The 22753-nt window shown below is 70.3% G+C and carries 20 protein-coding genes and 1 pseudogene; 14 read left to right on the plus strand and 7 right to left on the minus strand.

The features are described 5' to 3' along the window. Positions 1-821 precede the first annotated feature (821 nt). From ACFYW7_RS37315 to ACFYW7_RS37330, 4 genes are all read left to right on the plus strand, one after another. Positions 822-1400, plus strand: coding sequence for a TetR/AcrR family transcriptional regulator (locus ACFYW7_RS37315; RefSeq protein ID WP_389510840.1), 579 nt, complete (start codon positions 822-824; stop codon positions 1398-1400). A gap of 223 nt (positions 1401-1623) precedes the next feature. Continuing rightward, entirely contained in the window at positions 1624-2574 is a 951-nt protein-coding gene (locus ACFYW7_RS37320; protein WP_389510842.1) for a zinc-binding alcohol dehydrogenase family protein, read from the plus strand. A gap of 145 nt (positions 2575-2719) precedes the next feature. Continuing rightward, positions 2720-3667, plus strand: a complete 948-nt coding sequence (locus tag ACFYW7_RS37325; protein WP_389510844.1) for an ATP-binding cassette domain-containing protein — start codon at positions 2720-2722, stop codon at positions 3665-3667. Between the two features lie 19 nt (positions 3668-3686). Beyond that, complete coding sequence (locus tag ACFYW7_RS37330; protein WP_389510846.1) at positions 3687-4517, plus strand: ABC transporter permease; 831 nt, start codon at positions 3687-3689, stop codon at positions 4515-4517. A gap of 204 nt (positions 4518-4721) precedes the next feature. Here ACFYW7_RS37330 and ACFYW7_RS37335 read toward each other — a convergent pair whose 3' ends face one another. After that, on the minus strand, positions 4722-4994 hold the full coding sequence (locus ACFYW7_RS37335) for an FAD-dependent oxidoreductase (protein WP_389510848.1): 273 nt from the start codon (positions 4992-4994) through the stop codon (positions 4722-4724). A gap of 480 nt (positions 4995-5474) precedes the next feature. Here ACFYW7_RS37335 and ACFYW7_RS37340 point away from each other — a divergent pair, with 480 nt between their 5' ends. From ACFYW7_RS37340 to ACFYW7_RS37355, 4 genes are all read left to right on the plus strand, one after another. After that, positions 5475-5954, plus strand: a complete 480-nt coding sequence (locus ACFYW7_RS37340; protein WP_389510850.1) for a hypothetical protein — start codon at positions 5475-5477, stop codon at positions 5952-5954. 120 nt (positions 5955-6074) lie between these two features. Next, the gene (locus tag ACFYW7_RS37345) at positions 6075-6299 is read left to right on the plus strand and encodes a DUF4839 domain-containing protein (RefSeq protein ID WP_389510852.1); all 225 of its coding nucleotides are present in this window, start codon (positions 6075-6077) and stop codon (positions 6297-6299) included. Between the two features lie 346 nt (positions 6300-6645). Next, on the plus strand, positions 6646-7479 hold the full coding sequence (locus ACFYW7_RS37350) for a PIG-L family deacetylase (RefSeq protein ID WP_389510854.1): 834 nt from the start codon (positions 6646-6648) through the stop codon (positions 7477-7479). 440 nt (positions 7480-7919) lie between these two features. Further along, on the plus strand, positions 7920-8627 hold the full coding sequence (locus ACFYW7_RS37355) for a hypothetical protein (RefSeq protein WP_389510856.1): 708 nt from the start codon (positions 7920-7922) through the stop codon (positions 8625-8627). 157 nt (positions 8628-8784) lie between these two features. On the opposite strand, the gene ACFYW7_RS37360 is transcribed toward ACFYW7_RS37355, so the two are convergent. Together ACFYW7_RS37360 and ACFYW7_RS37365 are read right to left on the minus strand one after the other, a co-directional pair. Next, complete coding sequence (locus ACFYW7_RS37360) at positions 8785-9585, minus strand: hypothetical protein (protein ID WP_389510858.1); 801 nt, start codon at positions 9583-9585, stop codon at positions 8785-8787. Between the two features lie 295 nt (positions 9586-9880). Continuing rightward, the gene (locus ACFYW7_RS37365) at positions 9881-10522 is read right to left on the minus strand and encodes a uridine kinase (RefSeq protein WP_389510860.1); all 642 of its coding nucleotides are present in this window, start codon (positions 10520-10522) and stop codon (positions 9881-9883) included. Positions 10523-11163: 641 nt separating this feature from the next. Between ACFYW7_RS37365 and ACFYW7_RS37370 the strand changes: the two genes are divergently transcribed. Then, positions 11164-11937, plus strand: coding sequence for a heavy metal-responsive transcriptional regulator (locus ACFYW7_RS37370; protein ID WP_389510862.1), 774 nt, complete (start codon positions 11164-11166; stop codon positions 11935-11937). Further along, on the plus strand, positions 11934-12248 hold the full coding sequence (locus ACFYW7_RS37375) for a hypothetical protein (RefSeq protein ID WP_389510864.1): 315 nt from the start codon (positions 11934-11936) through the stop codon (positions 12246-12248). Before ACFYW7_RS37370 ends, ACFYW7_RS37375 begins: the two co-directional genes overlap by 4 nt. Before the next feature lie 970 nt (positions 12249-13218). On the opposite strand, the gene ACFYW7_RS37380 is transcribed toward ACFYW7_RS37375, so the two are convergent. Continuing rightward, a complete protein-coding gene (locus ACFYW7_RS37380; protein ID WP_389510867.1) occupies positions 13219-15018 on the minus strand; it encodes a S8 family serine peptidase in 1800 nt (599 codons plus the stop codon). Between the two features lie 1090 nt (positions 15019-16108). Here ACFYW7_RS37380 and ACFYW7_RS37385 point away from each other — a divergent pair. From ACFYW7_RS37385 to ACFYW7_RS37395, 3 genes and pseudogenes are all read left to right on the plus strand, one after another. Beyond that, positions 16109-16951 (plus strand): CAP domain-containing protein, encoded by an 843-nt coding sequence (locus ACFYW7_RS37385; RefSeq protein ID WP_389510870.1) that lies wholly within the window; start codon positions 16109-16111, stop codon positions 16949-16951. Positions 16952-17086: 135 nt separating this feature from the next. Further along, positions 17087-17221 (plus strand): annotated as a pseudogene (locus tag ACFYW7_RS37390) (kinase); the annotation flags it as partial. Between the two features lie 982 nt (positions 17222-18203). Further along, on the plus strand, positions 18204-18809 hold the full coding sequence (locus tag ACFYW7_RS37395; RefSeq protein ID WP_389510872.1) for a dihydrofolate reductase family protein: 606 nt from the start codon (positions 18204-18206) through the stop codon (positions 18807-18809). 225 nt (positions 18810-19034) lie between these two features. On the opposite strand, the gene ACFYW7_RS37400 is transcribed toward ACFYW7_RS37395, so the two are convergent. Next, the gene (locus ACFYW7_RS37400) at positions 19035-19166 is read right to left on the minus strand and encodes a hypothetical protein (RefSeq protein WP_389510874.1); all 132 of its coding nucleotides are present in this window, start codon (positions 19164-19166) and stop codon (positions 19035-19037) included. Between the two features lie 1088 nt (positions 19167-20254). Here ACFYW7_RS37400 and ACFYW7_RS37405 point away from each other — a divergent pair. Further along, positions 20255-20707 carry a DUF742 domain-containing protein gene (locus ACFYW7_RS37405; protein WP_389510877.1) on the plus strand — a complete coding sequence of 151 codons (453 nt, stop codon included), beginning with the start codon at positions 20255-20257 and terminating at the stop codon, positions 20705-20707. A 79-nt stretch (positions 20708-20786) separates the two neighbouring features. Here ACFYW7_RS37405 and ACFYW7_RS37410 read toward each other — a convergent pair whose 3' ends face one another. Together ACFYW7_RS37410 and ACFYW7_RS37415 are read right to left on the minus strand one after the other, a co-directional pair. After that, a complete protein-coding gene (locus tag ACFYW7_RS37410) occupies positions 20787-20966 on the minus strand; it encodes a DUF6480 family protein (RefSeq protein ID WP_389510880.1) in 180 nt (59 codons plus the stop codon). A 1208-nt stretch (positions 20967-22174) separates the two neighbouring features. After that, a complete protein-coding gene (locus ACFYW7_RS37415) occupies positions 22175-22654 on the minus strand; it encodes an HIT family protein (RefSeq protein WP_389510882.1) in 480 nt (159 codons plus the stop codon). Positions 22655-22753 lie beyond the last annotated feature (99 nt).

The following is a 22753-nucleotide window of genomic DNA, read 5'->3' on the forward strand; positions in this document are numbered from 1 at the left end:
CCGGGCTCCCCGGCGGGGGCCGCCCCCGGGGCCCCCCCCCCGGCGGGCCCCCGGGGCCCCCCCCCCGGTTCTATTCCGGGGGCCCGCCCCCCGGCCCCCGCCCGGCTGAGACGGGTTCGAGCGGATGCGCCGGAGTGTTCGCGTGCGGGGGCCTTATGTCTCGTATGGGGAGACTGGCGTTTCCGCCATCTTCTTTTACCAGGAAGGTGCCGTGAAGCGACTTTTCGAGATCGCGGGCGTTGGCCTGGCCCTGGGCGTGCTTGCCCCGGTCGCCGTGGACACTGACGCCACGGTCCACCGCGGCGCCGGACTTCCCCGGATCGGCTCGCTGACCGATCCCTTCGGCAAGGGCGGCTTCCGTCCTCTACCGGGTCGACCGCGCCATCGGGGAGCGCACACCCGCTGAGGTCGCGAGCGTCTACTCCGAGATCACCCGCTCCCGCACCCTGTCCGCGGCCATCCGTAGGACCTGCGGCGGCAGCGGCCCCCTGGCTGCCGGACCGGGCACCGCCGACACCCGATCGGGGGCGATATGCGTTCGGCAATGGTGGCCGTCCGGGAGGGTTTTCCAGGCATGGAATTCACCGGGCGAGCGGCCCGCGGGGCCGGTGCCCCGCCCGGTGCGTCATGGGGGCGGCCGGGGCCCAGGCCGAGGTTCGGACCGGGTGCGGCCGACGTCCGCGGCCGGGTCACCCCGGCTCGGCCGCGGACGTCGGCCGCAAACCGCTTGACGCCGCCCCCGAAAATGATAGAGTCTCTCAATGTGAGAGTGACTCTCGAAGTGAGAGGTTCTCTCTGAATGAGGGAACGAGGTGACGGACATGGGACTGCGTGAGGCCAACCGGCAGCGCGTGATGGGTGAGGCGCGCCGTGAGGCGCTGGCCCTCTTCGTGGAACAGGGCTTCGAGGCGACCACCGTCGAACAGATCGCGAGCGCCGCGGGCATCTCGCCGGCCACCTTCTACCGCCACTTCCGCGCCAAGGAGGACGTGCTCTTCAACGAGGGCTACGACCCCTTCCTGGAGCGCGCGTTCGCCGCCCGGCCGGCCGGCGAACCGCTCGCGGAGGCCGTCCCCGTCGTCTACCAGGAGTTCGCCGCCCGTCTGCTGGAGGCCGACCACCAGGCCCTGCTCATCCGGCACCGCCTGATGAGCAGCGTCCCCGCCCTGCGGGACCGGCTCATGAGGGAGGAGCGCACCAATCTCGACCAGTTGGTCAGGCTCCTGGCCGACCGGGCCGGCCGTCGTCCCGACGACTTCGAGGTGCGCCTCGCCGCGGCGGCCGTCAACGCCGCCTTCGCACAGGCTGCCCAGTACTGGCTGGACCGGGACTGTGTCCCCCCGCTGCCCGATCTCATGGAACTCGCCATGGACCGCATCAAGGGCACCCTCGCCCTCTGACGGAACCGATCCCCGCCGGGTCCGTCCGGCCCGCCGGGCCGAGAGGGACCGCTCCAGCCGCACTCGAGCGGCGCGAGAGTGCCGTACGGAATGGCCGAAGCGTGCGCTTCGACGGCATGAGCACCTCGCACGTCACCCGCGCACCCGTTTTCTACCCGAACGCCAATGTATCCACCGGTAAGAACTGAAAAATTCCTTATGGCTATATTCTGGAGGCATCCCCATGCACGCAGCCGTAGTTCACACCGTCGGCCAGGCCCCTCGTTACGCCGAGTTCGAGGAGCCGACCGCCGGACCCGGTGAGGTACTGATCGACGTCAAGGCCGCCGCCCTGACCAACCTGACCCGCCTGGTCACCCGCGACCCCGACTACTCCGAGGGACGCACCCCGCCGTTCGTCGCCGGCGTCGAGGGCGTCGGCACGCTCCCTGACGGCCGCCGGGTCGGATTCGGCGCCCGCCGTGCCCCGTTCGGCTCGCTCGCCGAGAAGAGCGTTTCCCCCGGCATCCTGCTCTTCGAGGTCCCCGACGCCGTCGATGACACCACTGCGGCCGCGCTCATCAACCCGGCCCTGTCGTCCTGGCTGCCGCTGGCCTCCCACATCCAGCTCCAGCAGGGCGAGTCCGTCCTCGTCCTCGGCGCCACCGGCGTCGCCGGCCAGCTCGCCGTCCAGATCGCCAAGATCCTGGGCGCCGGCCGCGTCGTCGCCGCCGGCCGCAACGAAGAGGTCCTCAAGCAGCTCCTGAACCGGGGAGCGGACGCGATCGTCCCCCTCGGCGGCAGCGACGAGGAGACCGCCGCCGCGTACGCGGACGCCATCGGCGAGGGATTCGACGTCGTCCTCGACTACGTGTGGGGCCACCCGGCAGAGCAGTTCCTCGAGGCCCTGCCCCGCGAGCTCGTCGTCAAGTCCGGCGTCCGCTACCTCCAGATCGGCAACAGCGCCGGCCGGCTCGCCGCCGTCGACGGCAACGCGCTGCGCCGCAGCGGCGTGACCATCATCGGCTCCGGCTCCCTGCCCGACCTCGACGAGGTCAAGGCGATCTGGGGCCGCGTCATGACGGAGACGGCCGCCGGCAACCTGAAGATCGACGTGGTGACCGCCCCGCTCTCGGAGATCGAGGCCCGCTGGGAGGCGGACGTCCCCGGCAAGCGGACCGTCATCACCATCTGACCCCCCGAAAATCCCCCGCGGAGGGGCGAGAAGGAGCGGGCGGCAGCAAGCCGCCCGCCCCGGTCTCGCCCCACCGCACAAGGGACCGCACCACCCCGCACCGCGCCCCGTGCGACACACCCCGCACCGGAGGGAGGGAGACACCATGAACCACCCCGTGATCGAGGTCGTGGGCCTCGCCAAGACCTACGGAACCGCCACCGTCCTGGACGACGTGAGCCTGGCGGTGCCCCGCGGCACCGTCCTCGGCCTGCTCGGACACAACGGCGCGGGCAAGACCACCCTGGTCGACATCCTGACCACCACCCTGCCCCCGACCGCGGGCACCGCCCGGGTCGCCGGACACGACGTGACCCGACGCCCCGACGAGGTACGCCGCAGGATCGGCGTCACCGGCCAGTTCGCCTCCGTCGACGACGGACTGTCCGCCATCGACAACCTGGTGCTCCTGGCCCGCCTGCTCGGCGCGGGCCGCCGCCCGGCTGCGGCCCGCGCGGACGAACTCATCGCCCTGTTCGACCTGACGGGCGCCGCCCGCAAACCCGTCCGCACCTACTCGGGCGGCATGCGCAGACGCCTCGACCTCGCCGCCGGACTCATCGGCAACCCCGAGGTCATCTTCCTCGACGAGCCGACCACCGGCCTCGACCCGGCCGCCCGGCTCGCCCTGTGGGACGTCGTCGAACAACAGGTCCGCACCGGCGCCACCGTCCTGCTGACCACCCAGTACCTGGAGGAGGCCGACCGGCTCGCCGACTCCATCACCCTGCTCGCCTCCGGCCGCGTTGTGGCCTGCGGCACCCCCGCCGAGCTCAAGGCACGCGCCGGACAGCACTCCGTCACCGTCACCTTCGACCACGCGGGCCTCGTCCCGCAGGCCACCCGGGCCCTGCTGCGCGCCGGACTCGCACCCGCCCACGACGAGGGCGGCACCGCCGTCATCACCCCGCTGACAGCGGCCCGCGACGTCGCCACCGTCGTCCGCGCCCTGGACGAGCACGGCATCGACTTCACCGGACTGTCCATGGCCGAACCCACCCTCGACGACGTGTACCTCACCTACGCCCACCGCCCCGCGGCGGTCGCAGCCTGATCACGGAAGGAGACGGGCCATGACCAGCACCGCCCCCGAAGCGACCGCCACCGCGTTACGCACCGACACCTGGCGCGGCACCGGCGTCGCCACCCAGATCCTCGTCCTCAGCGAGAAGTCCCTCAGGCGACTCGTCACCGACCCCAAACTCCTGCTGTTCAGCGTGCTCCAGCCGCTGATCCTCCTGCTGCTGTTCGGGCAGGTCTTCAACAGCGTCTCCCAGACACCGGACTTCCCCGAGGGCGTCAGCTACATCGACTTCCTCGTCCCCGCGATCATGGTCAACACGGCCATGCAGTCGGCCCTGCTGTCCGGCACCGGCCTCAACGAAGAGATCAAGAACGGCATGGTGGCCCGCTTCCGCACCCTGCCGATCTGGCTGGGCTCCGTCCTGGTCGCCCGCAGCGTCCTCGACCTGGCCCGCGGCGCCATCCGGCTCGCCGTCATGGTGCTCCTGGCCGTCACCCTGTTCGGTTTCTCACCGGCCGGCGGCGTCCTGGGCGTCCTCGGCGCCTTCGGACTCGCCCTGGCCATCGGCTGGGGACTGGGCTGGGTCTTCCTGGCCCTCGCCGTCTGGCTGCGCAACGGCGAGTCCATGCAGGCGGTCGGCTTCCTGGCCATGCTCCCGCTGATGTTCGCCTCCAACGCCTTCGTCCCCGTCGACGGCCTGCCCGGCTGGCTCGGTGCGATCGCCACGGTCAACCCGATGACGTACGGCGTCGAGGCCGCCCGCGGTCTCGCCCTCGACCACCCCGTCGGCTGGGGCGCCCTCATCGCGGTCGCCCTCTCCGCGGCGATCGGCGCCATCGCCATCCCCGTCGCGGTCCGCGGCTTCCGCCGCCCGGCCTGAGCGACCACCCGAAAAGGGCCCGCCCCCCCCGCGGGCCCGCCCGAAAAGAGTTCGGCCCCTCTCCTAGGAGAGGGGCCGAACGTCGTCCGGCACCGGCGAAAACCGGACCCGATCACGCCACCCGCAGCGACCGCACCGGCAACGCCAGCGCGTCGTCGTTCAAGTAGTTGCTCAAAGAACGCAGTTGGGACCGCTGGTACGAGGTCATCGGCAGCAGACCCCCACCACCCGCAGCAGCGGCAGATTACGGCGGCCCATCATCGTCGCGATCGAGTGCATCTTCCGCATCCGGGGCCAGCGCAGCGCCTCGTACCGGCGCAACGCCTCCCGCGGAGCCGCCCCCGGCTGCGACAGCCCCCGGTTTGGCACCCACGCATCCTCCAGAGCCTGGTACAGCCCCATGCCCAGCCGCGGCGGCACCGCGTGCGCCGCGTCGCCCAGCAGGGTCACCGGCCCGGCCGACCAGTTCTCCCGCACACCGTTTGGTGATGCTGTGCCAGGTCGCGTCGCCCGGATGGGCGGCCGGCTGCCACCGGACTGATGCTGCGCTGGTGAGGGCCCCTCAGTTCGCCCCCGGCCGTCCGCTCCCGACCCAGGACGGGGGGACCGGACACGCTGTCGCCGACGACTCTGCTGCACCCTCCGACTGCCCCGGGTCCTGATGGCACGGCTTCTTCACCTGTGATTGACTGTGGCTGTTCCAGCAGGTCAGAGCGCTGGACGTCCATCAACTCGCACCACCAGAGCAGGACTTTGAGGAGTCCGGTCCGGTGTCCCGCCCGGCGTGAAGACCGGCTGCGACACCAGCCACAGGCAGGTGCTCACCACGGGAAGCCGAACCGGCAAGCACTGGGTCTGGGGCAGGAATTGGGAAGTTCAGCAGCGACCATGCCGGTGTCCGCCGCTTCGAGCGGACCCGGTCGGCCGCTCCCCGGGCGAACGAGGCCGCTTCTGATCGTGGCAGCGTTCCTGACCGTCTGGTTGATCCCGGCGGGATCGGGTGCCGCCGGTGCGCGGACCCCGGCTGGTGACGCGCTCGACGGAGGACTGGCCTCCCAGGCCGATTTGAGCTCCGACGGCCTGCGGATCGGCGAGGAGTACTGGCTGAGCCTGCCCCAGGTGACCAACGTCAGCGGTGAACCGGTGACGGTGTTCAAGGCCCGGTTCGTCGGGGGCCTGCCTCATGGGCTGGAGCTGATCGACCGCAAGGTGGTGAGCACCGAGGACACCGGGGGATACGGGATGGGCCTGCTCGAGGTGAAGTCACCCGGTGACGACGTCACCGGCCTGCCGGAACGGACGGACACCTTCACCGTGACACCCCACGAGCCGGCCCACTGGTATCACAAGGTCCGGTTCAGGGTGACCGGGCCGGTGACGGACGACACGTCGCAATGCCGGTTCTGGTACCGGCAGGGTCCGGTGAAATACCGGTAGGACCTGCGATGCGTCAACCAGCTCCGCCTCGCCAAGAAGTAGAACAACCAAACCCGCCTCCCCGCAGGACACATGGTTACGGCACCGTCGGAGCTACGCCCGCATCCGGCTGGATCCGGGGTGGGCCCCTGTCACCTCAAGAACGACTGGACTCTGAGCCTCATCGCGGGAACCGCGGCCGCGGGCGGCATCACCGAAGAGTTGCTCACGGCACGACTGACCGGCGAGAAGACCCCCGCCACCGTCGGCGAAGGCGACAAGTTCCGCTTCGTCGCCGAGGTGGGCGAGTACAACGCGGCCTCGTGCCTCTTCTTCCTCGAACCGGTCTCGACGGAAATCCGATAGCCGAGACGGGCAGCCAAGCATCATGGACCAGCGTGAGGAACTTCCGCAGCTCTGAAGCCCTGACGTCCACTTCGTGGGAGGGTCCTGCACTCGGCGGCGCGACGCGGTACGCATGCTGTCGATCTGGGAACAGCCGATCCGGCCGACACGGTTACAACAATGAGGAACCGACGATCTGGTCGATCGACCAGAGGGTGTCGGTAGGGGAGTCGGCGCCGCCGCGCCGGACAGCGGAGAGGGGAGAACGGAGACCCAATTGCTCCCCCCCAGGATCCGGACCTCGGGAACGCGGTACGCCCGCCGCGCACGTGGACCAGAACGCATTTTCTGCAGGAGGACTGTTTTCATGACCGACCGGCCTTTGACGCTCATGGCTGTGCACGCCCACCCCGACGACGAGGCCACCGGAACCGGAGGGGTCCTCGCGCGGTACGCGGCGGAAGGCGTCCGCACGGTGCTCGTGACGTGTACCGACGGCAGTTGCGGCGACGGACCCGGGGGTGCCAAGCCGGGTGACCCCGGGCACGATCCGGCGGCCGTCGTCTCGATGCGCCGTCAAGAACTCGAGGCGAGCTGCGACGTCCTGAAGGTCAGCGACCTGGTGACGCTGGACTACGGCGACTCCGGGATGGCGGGCTGGCCGAGCAACGACGCCCCGGGATCCTTCTGGCAGACCCCTGTGCAGGAGGGCGCGACCCGGCTCGCGGAACTCATGCGCCACTACCGGCCCGATGTGGTCGTCACCTATGACGAGAACGGCTTCTACGGCCATCCCGACCACATCCAGGCCCACCGCATCACGATGGCGGCGCTGGAGATGACCGGCCTGACACCCAAGGTGTACTGGACGACGATGCCCCGCTCGATGATGCAGCGGTTCGGGGAGATCATGCGCGAGTTCAACGAGGACATGCCGGAGCCTGATCCCGCCGAGACCGCCGCCCTTGCCAAGATCGGCCTCCCCGACGACGAGATCACCACGTGGGTGGACGCCACCGCGTTCAGCGGTCAGAAGTTCGACGCGCTGGCCGCACACGCCAGTCAGGGCGAGAACATCTTCTTCCTCAAAATGGGCAAGGAGAGGTTCGGCGAGCTGATGGGCACGGAGACCTTCGTACGCGTCCAGGACGCCACCGGCGCGCCCGTACCCGAGAACGACCTCTTCGCCGGACTGCGCTGACCCGCCTGCCCGATACTCCGTGAAGACCCCGTCCCGCCTCCTACGGGGACGGGGTCTTCCGCTGTCCGGAGCGGAGCGACCGGTGGGGGTGCGGCGCGAGTCCCGGCCTGTGCCGGTTTGCCGGACACCGAGCGGCGACCTGCTTTCAGGAAATCGTCGAGCTTGGACTGCACCAGAGTGCCCGGGCCGGTGCCATGACAGTGCCGGTCTTCTCGAAGCCCGGCGCTGCCGCCCGGGCGGCAGCGGCCCCGGCCCGCTCATCCGCTCGCTCCTCCGGCGGCCTGGCTCTCGCCCCTCTCTCCGACTCCCGCCCAGCGTCGTGACCCGCGTGGTGCGTTCACTTCGTCCCCGTGCGGGCGCAATCCTTTGGCCATCCGTGGAGTCGTAGAGCACCGAAGACCGTAGCGGCGATTGCAGCTCCACAGACAGGGAGCGGCACCTTGCGCGCACGTACTATGGCCGTCGCCATGGCCACCGTCCTCGCCGTCGCTGGATTCGGAGCCCCTGCCGCCGTCGCGACCCCGGACACGCTCACCTATGACTTCAACGGGGACGGCTACGACGACCTGGTCACCGGCAACCCGACGGCCGGGAACGGCGGTTCGTTCACCGTGCGGTACGGCAGGGCGGCCGGGCTCCCGGTCACCGGCACCACCTACACCCAGGCCAGCGCGGGCGTCCCGGGCACCGACGAGCCGTACGACGACTTCGGCGCGGCCGTCGCGGTGGGCGACGCGTCCGGCGACGCACGCGCGGACGTCGCGGTCGGCGCCTCGAACGAGACGGTGGACGGCGTCCGCGACGTCGGCAACATCGTTCCTCTGAAGGGCGCCTGGGACGGCCTCAGCACGAGCGGCGCCCAGTCCTTCCACCAGGCCACCCCGGGCGTGCCGGGCGCCGCCGAGGCGGGCGACCACTTCGGCTCCTCGCTGCGGCTGCGCGACATCAACGGCAACAGCAAGGCCGACCTCGCGATCGGGGCGTACGGCGAGGACGTCCTGCCCGGCGGATACGACGACGGGGCGGCCTGGGTCCTGCGCGGCGCGACCACCGGCCTGACGAGCACGTCGGCGATGGCCTTCAGCGCCAAGGACTTCGGCTACCCCGTCATCGACGGCCGCAGGTTCGCGGACACCTTCGGCCGCTGAGGCTGCCCGCGATCCGGATGCCGGGTCGGGTGGGCGAAGCAGCGCTTGACTGGTGCCCTCCGACGGCGAGGGCCCGGCCGGCCGCCTCCTGGCCTGCTCCGTCCAGGCCGTGGAAGCCGAGTTCGGCCGGCGCCTCGAGGCCGGCGGGAGCTCGTCTTCAGTGTGCCCACGGCAGACGAACCGCTTCGATTTCGGAGTCGTTCAGCAACGCGTCGATGAGAGCTGGGGATCCGGCGACCTTGGTGGCCCACAGGTCGTAATCGGTGCACAGGACCCAGGAGCGGTCGTCGGCCCATAGGTTGGACGGGCTGAAGTCGGCTTCGGACCGGTCGTAGAGGATCTCGGCGTCGCCGAGTCGACCGGCGCGCACGTGGAGGTTGTCGAAGTCGACGGCTCCGAGCGTCAGCGGGTTGTAGTAGGCCAGGCAGCGGGTGCCGGGGCCCGCGGGACTGTGCTGGGTGAGGACGGCGATCAGCCGGTTCCAGGTCTCACGGTCCAGGCTCCCTTCGGTCGGCGGGAGCGCGTCCAGCGGCTGGCTGCCTTCCTTCTTGGCTGAGGGGAAGCAGCGATAGGAGGGCATCAGCCCGTCGGGCACGACGGGGTCACCGGTTCGCCGGGCAAGCTCGGTCCAGCGCAGTCGGCGCCAGCCGGGGCCGGGGTGCCGGGCGCGGCCCAGACCTCCTCCCGTAGTGATGCTCACGGCGTCGAGATCGATGTCCCCGACGATGTGAGGCGGGCCGCTTCCGTCTGCCAGACGTGCCTGGTGGTACTCGTGGTGCGACACACCGGCCGGCCCCTGCTCGTGCTCGTACATGGCGTTGAGCACCCACACGGCGTCAGGCATCGCCGGAGGCATGAACCCGGTCAGGCCGTCGCCGCACAGCTCCAGCAGCCAGTCGGCGGCCTCGGCCGCCACGAGCGGCCACAGGCCAGATATCGGGTTCGGTTCCTCAGGCATCGGTTTCGCTGGGTGGCTGATGCCCAGCTTGTGGGCGGTTCGGCGTCCAAGGCAGCGGAGGGCTGCCCGGACTGGGTAGCGCCGATCTTGCCAGGTGTCCGGCCCGGAGCGGTCAGGCCGGGGGAGTGCGATGGGCCGCGGCGAGGTGGTGGCGGTACCGGTCGACGGTCTCGGCGAGGCCCTCGTCCAAGGTTCAGACAGGGGTCTGGCCGAGGGCGCCGGGGGCCTTGTCGTTGGCGATCTGCTGGTGGGGGATCTCGCCGGGTTCCGACGGGAGGATCACCGGCGGGATGAGTCAAAGCGCGAATACCGGGACGCCGGGGGTACGGGGCACCCCCCACATCCCCTGTGCCCGCGAGGGCGCCGCGGTCGGCGGCGCGAGGGCCGGCCCGATCAGCGGCATGACGGCCGTCAGCATCTCCGCCTCGCTCATGGTCCCGTCCACGACCAGATCGGCCGCTGCCCGGGAGGGCGCGACATGGGCTGCGTGGCGGTCCCTGCCGGTCTGTAGATAGTTGCGCAGGGACAGCCGGGGGCTCTGCTGCTGCACCTCGATCTTCCGGAGGATCTTGCGGGCCAGGCGTATGTCGTCGGGAGTGTCGACGTACACCCGCCACGCCGCCCGCCGGACCACGGACGGCAGGGACAGCGCGAACAGGCCCTCGACCACCACCAGCAGCACGCCGGGGCGCAGCAATGCCGCGTCGATGGCGTGTGTCACCGCTGTCTCGTCGATCGACCCCGGATGGTTCCAGTCGAGGACGGCGTGCCCGTCGGCACTGACCGTCCACACACCCCTCAGGGGATCGTGCGCGGGCACGTAATAGTCGTCCAGATGGACCAGTGCAACGCTCTCGGGACACTGCAGCGACAGCGCTTCGGCAAGGGTGGACTTGCCGGATGCGGTGCCGCCTGCGACCGCCAATACACCCGTCATACGGGCGCTCCTCATGTGCTCAAAGGGGATAGACGAAGCGGCCGGACAAGCCGGGTGCAGGGACTGTACGGCGGCGTGATCGCCCATGGCAAGCAGGGAAGCGCGGCCCGGTTCAGCGGACGCCGGGTCCGCGATCTTCGGTCGACCCTCGCACCGGTCTCGGCGATGCCGTGGACCTTCAGGGTGGCGTAGTGGCCCCTGGGGACGGGCGTGACGTCAACACGCGGGAACGAGCAGTCGATGCACCTGCCCGACGCCTGCTTCGTCGCCGCAGAAGACGCGGATGAGTTCTTCCAGGGTTGGTTACAGCCCTTGCCGCAACGCGGGCAAGTGCCCCGAAGTCATAGATCTGTCCCAGCGGGCAGCGGCCGCTCGCAGGGACGGGAAGGGTGACTTTCGGGGCAGGCGCCGGGGTGGGCGCGGTGGAGTCGGTGGAGCGGACGTTGCGCGAGTCCGGCAAGTCTGGGCCGGCCCTGCTCACTGCGACGGATCTTCTGCACCGTCCGGTCGGAAGCGCGCAGGTTCGCCGAATCCTGGATGGGACCGCGGGCGAACGCGCACGCTGGTGAGCGATCTGCCGCCGATGAGGAGCGGGTTCCGACTTGACCTTCGAGTCGGGTTGAAGGTTTACCGTCGGTGGCGTGACGACCTACCGCATCTCGCAGCTCGCCGAGCGCTCCGGCGTTCCGGCCACGACGCTGCGCTTCTACGAGGACGCCGGGCTGCTACCTGCCGACCGGACCCCGTCCGGGTACCGGATGTACGGCGAGGACGCGGTGGAGCGCTTGGCCTTCATCTCCTCGGCCAAGCTGCTGGGCTTGGCCTTGGAGGAGATCCGTGACCTCCTTGCCGTCCGCGAGGAGGGGGTGTGCGCGTCGGTGCGGGCTCGGATGCTGCCGCTGGTCGCGGACCGGATCACCGAGACCGACAGCCGGATCGCCGAGCTGCGCGCCTTCGTCGCCCACCTCGCCGGCGTCCACGCCGACCTGTCGGGGCCGGCGCCGGCAGGAGCCTGTGGGCCGGACTGCGGATGCACCATGACCGACCCGGCGCCGGCCGGGCCCGTGCCGATCTTCCTGGCGCCCACCCGGCCGGGCCCGGCCACCGAGGCATGGCGGGACACTCCCGTGGCCTGCACGCTGGAGGGCGCCGAGCTGGGCGAGCGCACCGAGCAGTGGCAGCAGCTGGTCGGCAAGGCCGAGAGCCGGGAGGAGATCCCCGACGGTGTACGCCTGTCCTTCCCTGCCGACGCCGGGCTGGCCGGCGAGGTCGCGGCGCTCGCCGCGGCCGAGCAGGGCTGCTGCGCGTTCTTCGATTTCACTTTGCACCTGACCCCGACCGCGCTCCAGCTGGAGGTACGGGCTCCCGAGTCCGCCGCCGGGATGCTGGCCGGCCTCTTCGGAGTGCCCGCGTGACCACTCCTGCTTCCCGCCCCTCGCGGGCCTGGGGCACGCTCGGCGCCGGCGCGGCCGCGGTCGCCGCCTGCGCGGTGTGCTGCGCGGGACCGATCCTGGCCGTCCTCGGCTCCATCGGCGTCACCTCCGCGATCGGCGCATTGTGGATGCCCGCCCTGGCGGTGCTGACCGTTGCCGCCGGACTCGGCGTCTTCGTTGTGCGGCGCCGGCGCCGCAGGGTGTCCTGCCACACGGCCCCGGCCTGGGCCGACCTCGGCATGCCGGCCTTCGGTCCGCCCCCGGGAGCGACGGACAGCAACGGCGCTTGCTGAGCGGCCGCAGGCCAGGCCGGTCAAAGGGGTCGGTTTTCTCGGCGACCTTGCGGCGCCAACCCGCGGTCAACCCGCGGTCAGCCTCCATCGTCTCGAGCGCCTGCCGAGCCTGTTCCCACCCGGCAACCGGCCGGCCGACGAGAGCCGTCCGTGGCGTCGCCCAGCACCCGGCGCACGGTGAAGAGCGGGATCTGGCTCTGCACGTGCCGACACCGCGGGCACACCCCGCCCTCGGGATACTTTCCTCGTCCAAGGCCGGCACACGTCACACACCCGATACCGGTGCACCACCAGCCACCAGCCACCAGCCACCAGCCACTCCAGACACACCGAGCGGAGACGGCGACGGGAACGAGTCGAGGCTCCCGCTCGCCGCTCCCCGTCGGTGCCGTCTGAAGAGCGTCGGTGTCGCGGGGCGCCGGCTTGTTGCGTTCGTCGCTGCGACGCACGCGCCCCTCATGTGCGCTGGAGCGTTCGGAGTGGGCCGGGATGCGTTCCCGTGCGTCGTTCCGACCATCGCGCCCCCGGCCGTGACCTGGTGGCGCGGCGGCGGGCGACATGACGATGAGGGCCTGGCAGCTCACGGGGGAGGGTCCATGGACACGGTGGAACCGCTTGTGTTCGACGGCCGGGTGGCGGTGGTGACCGGTGCCGGGCGCGGGCTGGGGAGGGAGTACGCGACGCTTCCGGCGCGGAGGGGCCGGACTCCGGCATATGGGCCCCGGCCGCGGCGTTCACCGCTGCCGAAGCCCATATGCCCTCTGCCGCCCAGCAGTTCGCAGCCATGGCCGACAGACCGCCATATGGGCCCCGGCCGCGGCGTTCACCGCTGCCGAAGCCCATATGCCCTCTGCCGCCCAGCAGTTCGCAGCCATGGCCGACAGACCGCAGCCCGCCATGTCCGTGGCCCCGGGCAAGGAGCTGTCGCCGGCGCGGTGCGTGTTGTACGCGGGCGTCGCCGGGCCCTGCGCTAGAAGGTCAGGTTCCAGGCGTCGATCTTGCCTGTGTCGGAGGCGGCATTGTCGTTGACGCGCAGCTTCCAGGTGCCGTTCGCGACCTCCGAGGAGGCGTTGACGGTGTAGGTCTGGGCGATGTTGTCGGCGCTGCTGCCGGAGTGGTTGTGCAGCGTGTAGACGGTGCCGTCCGGCGCCACCAGGTCGACCTTCAGGTCACCGATGTAGGTGTGCTTGATGTCTACACCCACCTTGAGGGTGGCCGGGGCGTTGCCGGTCACGCCGGTTATGGCGATGGGGCTCTCCACGGTCGCGTTGTCGTTGATGGCGAAGTCCGCGAGGTTCTCGAAGTACTTACCGGGCGGCAGGGTGGTCCCGACGGCCTTGAGGGCGTCGACCTGTCCTTCGCCGAAGAACGAATTGTTGGCCGTCGTGCCCGTGCAGCGGCTGTCCGAGGGGCAGGCGATGTCGTTGGCCTGGGCGGCCAGCTTGGCGCGGATCTGTGCCGGGGTGATGCCCGGGTCGGCGCTGGCGATGAGTGCCGCCACGCCGACCACGTGCGGGGTGGCCATCGAGGTGCCGCTCTTGCTGCCGTAGCCGCCGCCGGGGACGGTTGAGTACACATTGCTGCCCGGCGCCGCGACGTCGATGACGCCCTGCCCGTAGTTGGAGAACGAGGCCTTGGTGACACCCGTGCCGTTGGCCGCGACCGTGACCACGCCCGGCAGCTCGGTCGGGATGTCGAGGCAGGCGTTGGTGATCGTGCGGGTGACGGGCGTCGAGTCGTTCGGGCTCGCGGAGTCGGTCGTCTTGTGGGCGAGGTCGTAGTTCTCGTTGCCCGCGGCGGCGACCTGGAGGGAGCCCTTGCCCTCGGCGTACTCCTGGGCGCGCTTGACGCCCTCGATGATGGCGGCCTGGTCGATGTTGTCCGGGCAGTTGAACTGCCACGGGTCCGTGTAATAGCTGTTATTGGTGACCTTGAAGCCGTGGTCACCGGCCCAGACGAAGCCGCAGATGGTGTTCTCGGCGAAGAAGAAGGAGTTGCCCGGCTCGGCGACCCGGACCGCGGAGATCTTCACCCCGGGGGCCACGCCGACGACGCCCTTGCCGTTCTTGGCCGCGGCGATGGTGCCCGCTACGTGGGTGCCGTGCGTGTCGACGTCCCGCCAGGCGCCGGCACGGGTGTCGGGCTTGCCGTAGGCGCAGGAGACAGAGTCGGCCGCGTTGAAGTTGGGCGCCAGGTCCTGGTGCTGGTCGTCCACACCGGTGTCCAGGATGCCGACGGTGACGGAGGCGGAGCCCGGGTTCACGGTCCAGGCCTGGTCGGCCTTGATCTGGCTCATGTCGGCCCGGACCGGTTCTCCGGCCGGGGTCGAGGCCTGGGCCGGATTGGCCGGGAGCGCCGGATTGTAGGCGTCGGCCGGGACGTCCGAGGTGCGCGTGGCACCGACCTGCTGCACGCCGGCGACGCCGCGCATGGTGGCGGCGAATCCGCTGGACGCCGAGTGGGCGACGATCACACCGATGGCGTCGAAGTTCGAGAAGACGGTGCCGCCGTTGGCCGCGATCGCGGAGCGGACCGCCGAACTGTCACCGGGGGCGGTGATCACGAGGTAGGCGCGCGTGCCGGCCACCCAGGCCGCACTGCGGGAAGCCGGCACGGCGGCCGGAGCGTGGGCCTTGGCGGCCGGCGCGGGGGAGGGGCCGATGGGGAGCGTGCCCGCGAGGGCGCCCGGGGCGCCGAACGCGAGGGTGATGCCGAGCGTGGCCGCCAGGACCAGCGTGCGTCTGGTCCGGTTGGATATGGGGGGTATCAATGCGTCCTCCGGAGACGGCCCGGCCGTGCTGAGGCATCGGCGGGCCGTACGAAACGAGTGGTGGATGCAAGATGTCAGGCGCGTGCTCCCGTACGGAAGTACCTTTCCGTCCAGGGGAGTTATAGGGGAATGGCTGAAAAAAGACGTACTCCGGGCACCGGGGGCGGATCCACCGGGAGCTCGGCGACGTCGGCCGCGCCCTGGCGTACGCCGCCGGCCTGGTGCCGGCCGTGGACGGGGTGGACCGGCTGCCGGCGTGGTGGCTGACCGAGGTGCGCCAGCAGTTCGGTGACGAGCCAGCCGCCGGCAGGCCGTGCTGCTGCCCAGCCGCCGGCACACCCTCGCCGGGCGGACGGCGTCCGGCCTGTGCGACGGAGACCAGCGTCCGGAACCCGTCCCGCTTGGGCTCCGCAGCCCAGCCCAGCCCGGCCGTGGACCGGGCTCGGGCACGGTCGCGCTCAGTATCGGTTCCGGCAGCATTCACGTCGCAGTGGATGCCTTCCACCAGATGTTCCGGGGCGGTCCTCCTGCCTTTACGCGGGAACCGAGGCGAGGGAGTGTCCGTCGTCCAACGCCGCGAGGTGGCTTTCGGCGGCGGCGGCCTGGCGGCCTCGACGCGCTCCTGCTCACGGTCACCGCCGTCCGACCGCCCCCGCACGGCGGGCATCGAAAGGGTTGTGGGGAAGGTCAGTGACATCCCTCACGTGCCCGGTCCCCGTCAACGTGCCGCGATAGTACGTGACGGGTGGGCGACATAGGCGGATCTGGCATGTGGAAGCAGGCATACGCGGCATCTCGGCCGGGGCCGCCGGCCCGGGTCGCCGGCCTCGAGCCGCCGGACCGCCCCTGCCACCCTTCTGACGGAGTGTTAGGTACCGTCGGCGTCCGGCGCGGCGGACCGGCACAATCCCGGGCCGGATTCAAGGGCGCCCTCGCCTACTAGGTGCGGTAGTGGAAGCCCCCGTTGTCGTGGCCTCCCGCGGCTTTTAACAATGACGGCTCCGCAAGGCGCCCCCGCAGGTCAAGCGCAGTGTCTGTGCGAAACCGAGCCTGCCGGAGGCGCAAGGAGAGTCGACCGAACGAGGTCCGCATGAGGAACCACCGGAAGCACGGCAGGAAGACGCGCCGCCGACCCATAGCCGTCGCCGTCCTGGCGATGGGCGCGGTGGCGGTGCCGTCGGCCGCCATGGCGTGCATGGGCGACGAAGGAGCCGAGGCCACCACCGCCACGTCCAGCAGTCCCTGGACGGATGGAAGGAAGGCGCCCTGGGACGGACACCGGACGGACGGGAGGAAGGCCTCCTGGGACGGGCACCGGGGGCGGGACGTCCGGACCGCTAAGCCCACGACGACGGCTTCGCCCTCGGCCGCGCCGACGACCTCTCCCAGGACAGTGGCGCCCGCCCCAAAGAAGTCCAAGGCGCCCCTCTCGAAGGCGACCACCCCGCCCGCCCCGACGAGGACCGCCGCCGCGCCGAAGCCGACCGCCGTGCCCCCCTCGACGACCGCCGCACCGAAACCGCCCACCACCACCGCCCCCGCCGCAGGCACGGCGACCCCCGCCGTCGCCCGCGTGGTCGCCCTGGTCAACAGCGAGCGCGCCAAGGCCGGCTGCTCCCCGCTCGCCCTGAACGCGAAGCTCTCGCAGGCCGCCCAGGCCCACAGCGCGGACATGGCGAGCCACAACACCATGTCGCACACCGGTTCCGACGGGTCCGACCCGGGACAGCGGATCACACGCGCGGGCTACCTCTGGAGCACCTACGGCGAGAACGTCGCGTACGGGTACTCCACCCCCGAGCAGGTCATGGCGGGCTGGATGGCCAGCGCCGGCCACAAGCGCAACATCCTGGACTGCGGCTTCAAGGAGATCGGTGTGGGGGTGGCACAGCCCGGCAACTACTGGACGCAGGACTTCGGCACGGCCCGCTGACGCTCACAGGGCCCACGCCCGTCACGGCCCGCCGGCCATCACACAGGCCGCGGCCGACGTAGGTGCCGTTCCGTCCAGGGCGCAGGTACTGCGCGAGTCCAGGTCGCCGAAGAAGAATTCAACGTGAGGGTCCTGATGGTGGGCACCGAGAAGACCCGGCTGGTCGTGGTACGCGGCAACAGCGCCTCAAGGAAGCCGTCCGTCGCGGCCGGCCTGCGTGAGCGGTTCGGCCGCGGCCCGGCCCTGGTCGGCCGGGACAACCTCCGCCGCCCCGGCACCACGCCGGGTAAGCCGGTTCTGTAGCCGCTCGAACGCGAGGCGGCCCGCGGCGTCCCGTACGACCACGATGAACAGCATGCAGTGGTTCGGTCCGCCCGACTTTGCTGGGCCGGCCCGGACGCATACTGCAGACGTGAACCGGGAGGGCGCTCTGGAGGCGAGTTGTGCCGCGCGGTGGCGTCCCCGTTCCAGGAGGTGGTGGGAGAAGCCGTGGGAGGTGTTCTCGCCGGTCTGGAAGACATGAAACCCGACCTGGTTCAGTCCCAGTACCAGGTTGCCGTAGAAGTCGACCTCGTTGCCGAAGTCGACCTTCTCACTGGACGGGGTGAGGGAGGTGGAACTGTCCGAGACCTCGATGCCGAGGCTGCCCGTTCCGCAGGGCGGCTTCGCGGCGGAGCCGGTCACACCGAAGGAGCCGAACGGGCCGTTCCTCAGGGCGGCGACGGGAGAACCGATCGTGTTGCGGGTGATCACCCCCCAGTGGTCCGCTCCTGCCGCACTGCCGTTGGTACCGGCGGTTGCCGATGCTGAGACGGTCGAGCCAGCGATCGCGGCCAGCACTGCGACCCCGAGCGCCACTTTCGCTTCACGTCAAGACGAGCATTCACACGTTGCTGCTTTCGCATCGATGGATCGCAGGTCAGGCACCTGTGTCAGCCCTACGTAACGCAACGCGTGCCAAGGTGAGCACGCTCCGTAGCCGTGTCGGCCGCGACGCCCTTACCGCAGGTGACGATTAACCCCGCTGGTGGTGCGCACCGGCCGGTGAGGGGTCTTTGAGGATGACCAGGCATGGCCGTCGCCGGGCGGCCGGCACAGGATGAAGGAGCAGTTCGGGTGTCGCAGCAGGGGCCACAGGGCCTGGTCGATCGGCTGCAGCGTCATGGGTCTTCTCGTTGCTCCACGGCGCGGCCGATGAGTTTGTGGCTCCCGGCCGGTCCAAGCACGTGACACCCTAGGAAAGGACACCGCCGTGTCGGAGCTTCTCGTCGACTTCATCACCTCTCTCGACGGCTACGCATCAGGAGAGGGATGGCCCGGGTTCTGGGGCCTCGAGGGCGCGGAGTACCTCGCATGGCTCGGCGAGCAGCCCGAGGCCACCTACCTGATGGGCGCGAACACCTACCGCCTGATGTCGGGCTTCGCCGAAGGCGAGGTCCCGCCTGGCCAAGACGAGTTCAGGCCCGAGGAAGAGGCGTCCGTCGACGAGCTCACGCGAGCGTCCAAGGTGGTGTTCTCCTCCTCACTCGAGGAGCCACTGACGTGGGCCAACTCCACGCTCGTCCGCGACGACGCCGTCCAGGCGGTCCGCGCCATGAAGTCGAGTGGCTCGGGGCTCCTCAGCACGATCGGCAGCCTCAGCCTGTGCCGGTCCCTGCTGCGTGCCGGACTCGTCGACCGCTTCCGGGTCGTGATGTTCCCGGTGATCACCGGGGCCACGGGCGAAGAACGCATCTACGACGGCTATCCGGACGTTGCCCTCGAGATGATCGGGCACCGCACCTTCGACGGCCGCATCCAGCTGGTCGAGTACAAGCCCCGCGTGCTCGAGCACCCGCCGCTCGGCGTCCCCGCGTGACGTCGCCCCGTCCACCGGCATGCATGGGAGACGTGCGGCCCCGAGCGCTCGGTTCCACACGGCTGGGGCTCCCCGGCGTGACTGAGCACGGTACCTGGCCTGGATGGACAACTCCGATGCTCGGAATCGGTCCGATGGCGGCCCCACGTGCAAGCTGCACCGCCCGCTCGTGCCGAGCAGCGCACCCCGCGCCTCGACCGCCGAGGGTCCCCAGGCGTGGAGGGTTCAGCGCAGCACCAGAGCGCCGGGGACCTGCCGGTCGAGGACCTTGACCAGACAGTCGAAGACGGTCGGGCCCTCGCCGGCACGGAGGGAGCAGGACGGAGGCCGCCCGCGGGTGGAGACATGGCCCGGCACCGACCGCCCCGCCCTCTGGGTACGGTCCCCGACCGGCTGGCGATCCGCCCAGATCGGTGCACGGCAGATCTGGACGGACGGATCGGTCGGCTATGGCGCGGCGGGGAGGTCGGCAGGAACGTGCGGTCGGTAGGGCCGTTTCCCGTGAGCCGCTGCCGGCGGAATTCTGTCCACCAACTTTGAGAACCCAAGTCCCGGGACCTGATGGGTCCCGCGTCCACCCCGGCCATCGCACACCTCTTGTTCTTGGAGAGCACCTGGGCTTGAGAGCCTGGGCCCGATGGTCTGACGGGACTGGTCCGGCTTCGGCACCACATCGAGGGCTTCGCCCGGGCGGTCGCGCGGGACGCCGGGTCGGCGACCGCGCACCGGACAGCAGTGCCGCCCGCGGTCCGTCGTGCGACGAGGCTGGCCGCTGGTGGACAGGGGGCGCGGCAGGTCCTGCGCCGGTCGAATCGACGCCTGCTCGTGCGCGGACGTCCGCGGTGCTCCTGGATTCCTGGTGACGCCCCGCTGCGTCGGCCTCCGCCGAGTGGGCGTTTCACGGGTCGTCAGCAGGTGCCGATGTGAGCCGGGAAGGATCCTGTACGGAAGAGTCCATCGTCACTCCGGCATATGCCGATTTCCGCGGCAACGTGCGAACTGGACGGAAGGGCCGTCATTCGTGCGCCACACCGTTTAAGGTCCGTTCCTGTGATGGAGTACGTAATCGATTACGCGAGATCCGGACAGGTTGCCGACTTCGCTGCCGGGTTGGCGTCGGCCGCGCCGTCCCGTCCTCTCGCGGTGGAGGGCGGTGGTCCGGATGGGCGAGAACGTGGCCCTCGGCCCACCGTCACAGCACACGGCGGACGGGCGGGGTCGAGGGGGTGTGCTGACGTGCTTGCCTTCCGGGCTCCCCTCCCGGGGGCTTGGAACCGGTCGTCGACCCGCGCGCACCGGGCGTCTCGGCACTGCGGACCCGTAGGCGCCGCTCCGGACGTGGCCGTGGCGCACGGAGCGCCGTTCGGACCTGGACGCACACATGCGCCGCACCGACGAGCACGATCCCTGGCCGTGCGGCGCGCCCCTCGAAGGGAGCAGGAGTCGTGACGTCGCCCGGTGGAGGCCAGTTCGGCGGCAGACATCCGCAGGCTGTGCCGCAGAATTCTGACCCCCGCGCCGCGTCCGCCACGTCCGGCCGCCGCGCGACACCGTCCGCGTTGGTGCGGCCGTATGCCATGACCGGTGGTCGGACCCGCCCGACTCATCAGCTCGCCATCGAGGCGCTGGTCGTCACCGCGGCCGACATGTCGCGAACGGCGCGAGGTCAGCCGCCGGAGGCATACCGCATCTGTGTGCTCTGTCGAGAGGTCAAGTCGGTCGCCGAGATCTCGGCACTTCTCTCCCTCCCTCTCGGAGTCGCCCGAATCCTCGTGGCGGACCTCGCCGAGGCAGGTCTCGTCCGCGTGCAGCAGCCACAAGGGGATGAGGGCTCAGGTGGGTCCATGCCTCACGTGACCATCCTCGAAAGGGTGCTCAGCGGACTTCGGCGACTGTAGGAGGGCGCGGTCCGTCCTTGCGCCGTGCGGATTCCGGTTCGTCGCGGAATCCTCTGCGGAGCGATCGGCTCGGCGTTGTTCACAGGGCGAAGATCCGGAACATGAAGTACCCGGCGATGCAGACGGATCCGATGACGATCAGCGTCAACCAGAAGAACGGATGCTCCCAGATTCCGCCGTCCGGACGCTCCGGGTGGGCCTCCGCGATCGATCCCTCCACCGGAGGTGTCTCGCCGGGAGGCTGGAGTGAATCAGGCATGGTGACCCCTCAGGTTTTCTCGGGGGTGACGCTGGGTCATCACTCCCGCTCCGTGTGGTTCGCCAGGGCGAGGGCCGGGGCGAGGGAGGTGGGAGCCCGGAGCCCACGCGCCGATGAAGGTGCCCCGGCGGTCCGCGCACTCCAGGTTCTCGGTTCTGCTGGAGGCGAGCCATGAGACGAGCGGCAAACCTGTGGAGGTGCTTGCCGACAGGTACGCGCATGCCTTGGTGGCGCCCGCGTCATGCAGCTTCGTCACGATCATGCCGACTCCTGGCATTGGACGGTCCACGTCCGGTCGCCACCCCCGCGCACTCCAGGGCGGTCACAATAAATCATAACCGTCCTTTCTTCTCGAAGCGGGCGATCGGATGCAGTGGACGGTGGGCATGGGTGAACCCAGGTCCAGCACTCCGCCGGGAGGGCCGCGGCAGGGTGGCCGCAAACCCCTCCGGGGCCGCACGCCTCGATACGCGCGCACGCTTCTCCGTCACCGTCCGCCGGGCGTTCGGTCGCGACCCCCTTCGGCGGGGCGATCCCGCCGTCCCGGCGAAGCGCTCCTGCTCGTCCCGTCGTGCCGATCATGCCGTCCGGGCGCCCGAACGTGATCACGTCGCTGCGGTCCTGGACGACTTTCCTGATTCTCCGACCGCCGGTCCTCCTCGCCCCGCCCCAGGGGGAGCCGGCCAGGCTCGCCCGGCGTGCGTAGAGGACCCGTCGTGCGCGGATCGACTCCGTGACGGCGCCCGCGCGTTCCCCGGGAATCGGGTCGCTGCTCGGGGACGGCACCCCGCGCCGGTGCGGGGAAGTGGGTGGCGGCCGAGGGTGCTCGTCGACAGGAAATCTGACACGCCGTCATAATGTTGGTACGGCGCCCCTTCTTGTCAGTGAAGAGTGCTCCTGCGAGGGTCCCATCGCCCCGTGGGTGGCAGATTCCCTGACCAATCAGCCACCGTACTGCTGACCTTCGGGGAGCAACGGTTGGGCACGCATCCGGCCTTGCCCATGGGTGACGGCATGGGCAGGGCGACTGCGACTGGTCATGGTCGCTGATGATGCCGGGCCTTGATTGTGTCGGGGCTGGGGTGTCCGTTGACGTCAGCGAGAGGGGCGACAGCGGTGTTCTGTTCGTCGGTTCTCACCGCACCGTCATCCGCTGACTGTCACTGATCACCGAGCCCGCCGATCTGACGGTCGGCGGGCTCACGCCGTCAGCCCGTCGAACGCAACCGATCCAGCTCGCTCCCGATCCCGTCCCGCAACACGTCATGCTGCGGACCCAGCCTGAACCTCTCATCGCTCCACCGGTCAACCGGATACAGCCACACGGGCCTGCCCGCCAACTCGGCCGGCTCCCAATCGAAACGCGGCCAGACGTGAGCATGCAGGAAGGGGTCGGTGTTTCCCAGAATCTCCAGGTTCACCCGGCGGAAGCCGGGGTCCAGGCGTCGGCATACGCGCTCAACGGCTTCTCCGAGCTGGTCCATGTCGGCCAGAAACGACAGCCGCCTCGCCTTCGGCAGATCAGACAGCCGCTGAACGCCTGGCTCGTCCGTGAGGAGAACCGAGTAACCCGGCAAGAACTGAACGTCGCCGATCACCGCGAACCCCGACGTAAGCCGCCGTAACACGGTCGGGTTCTCGCCTCGCAGGGCAGCCCCGATCCGATCCGTCCGCCAGTCACCAGTCATGGACCCAACCTAGCCACCGGTGATCAAGGCCCGCTCCTCGCTCCCCGGCCTCCCCGCATACATCAAGAACCAACCAAGTGAAGCGAGGGGCGACCCCGG

The sequence above is a fragment of the Streptomyces sp. NPDC002580 genome (assembly GCF_042889485.1).
Classification (GTDB): Bacteria; Actinomycetota; Actinomycetes; order Streptomycetales; family Streptomycetaceae; genus Streptomyces.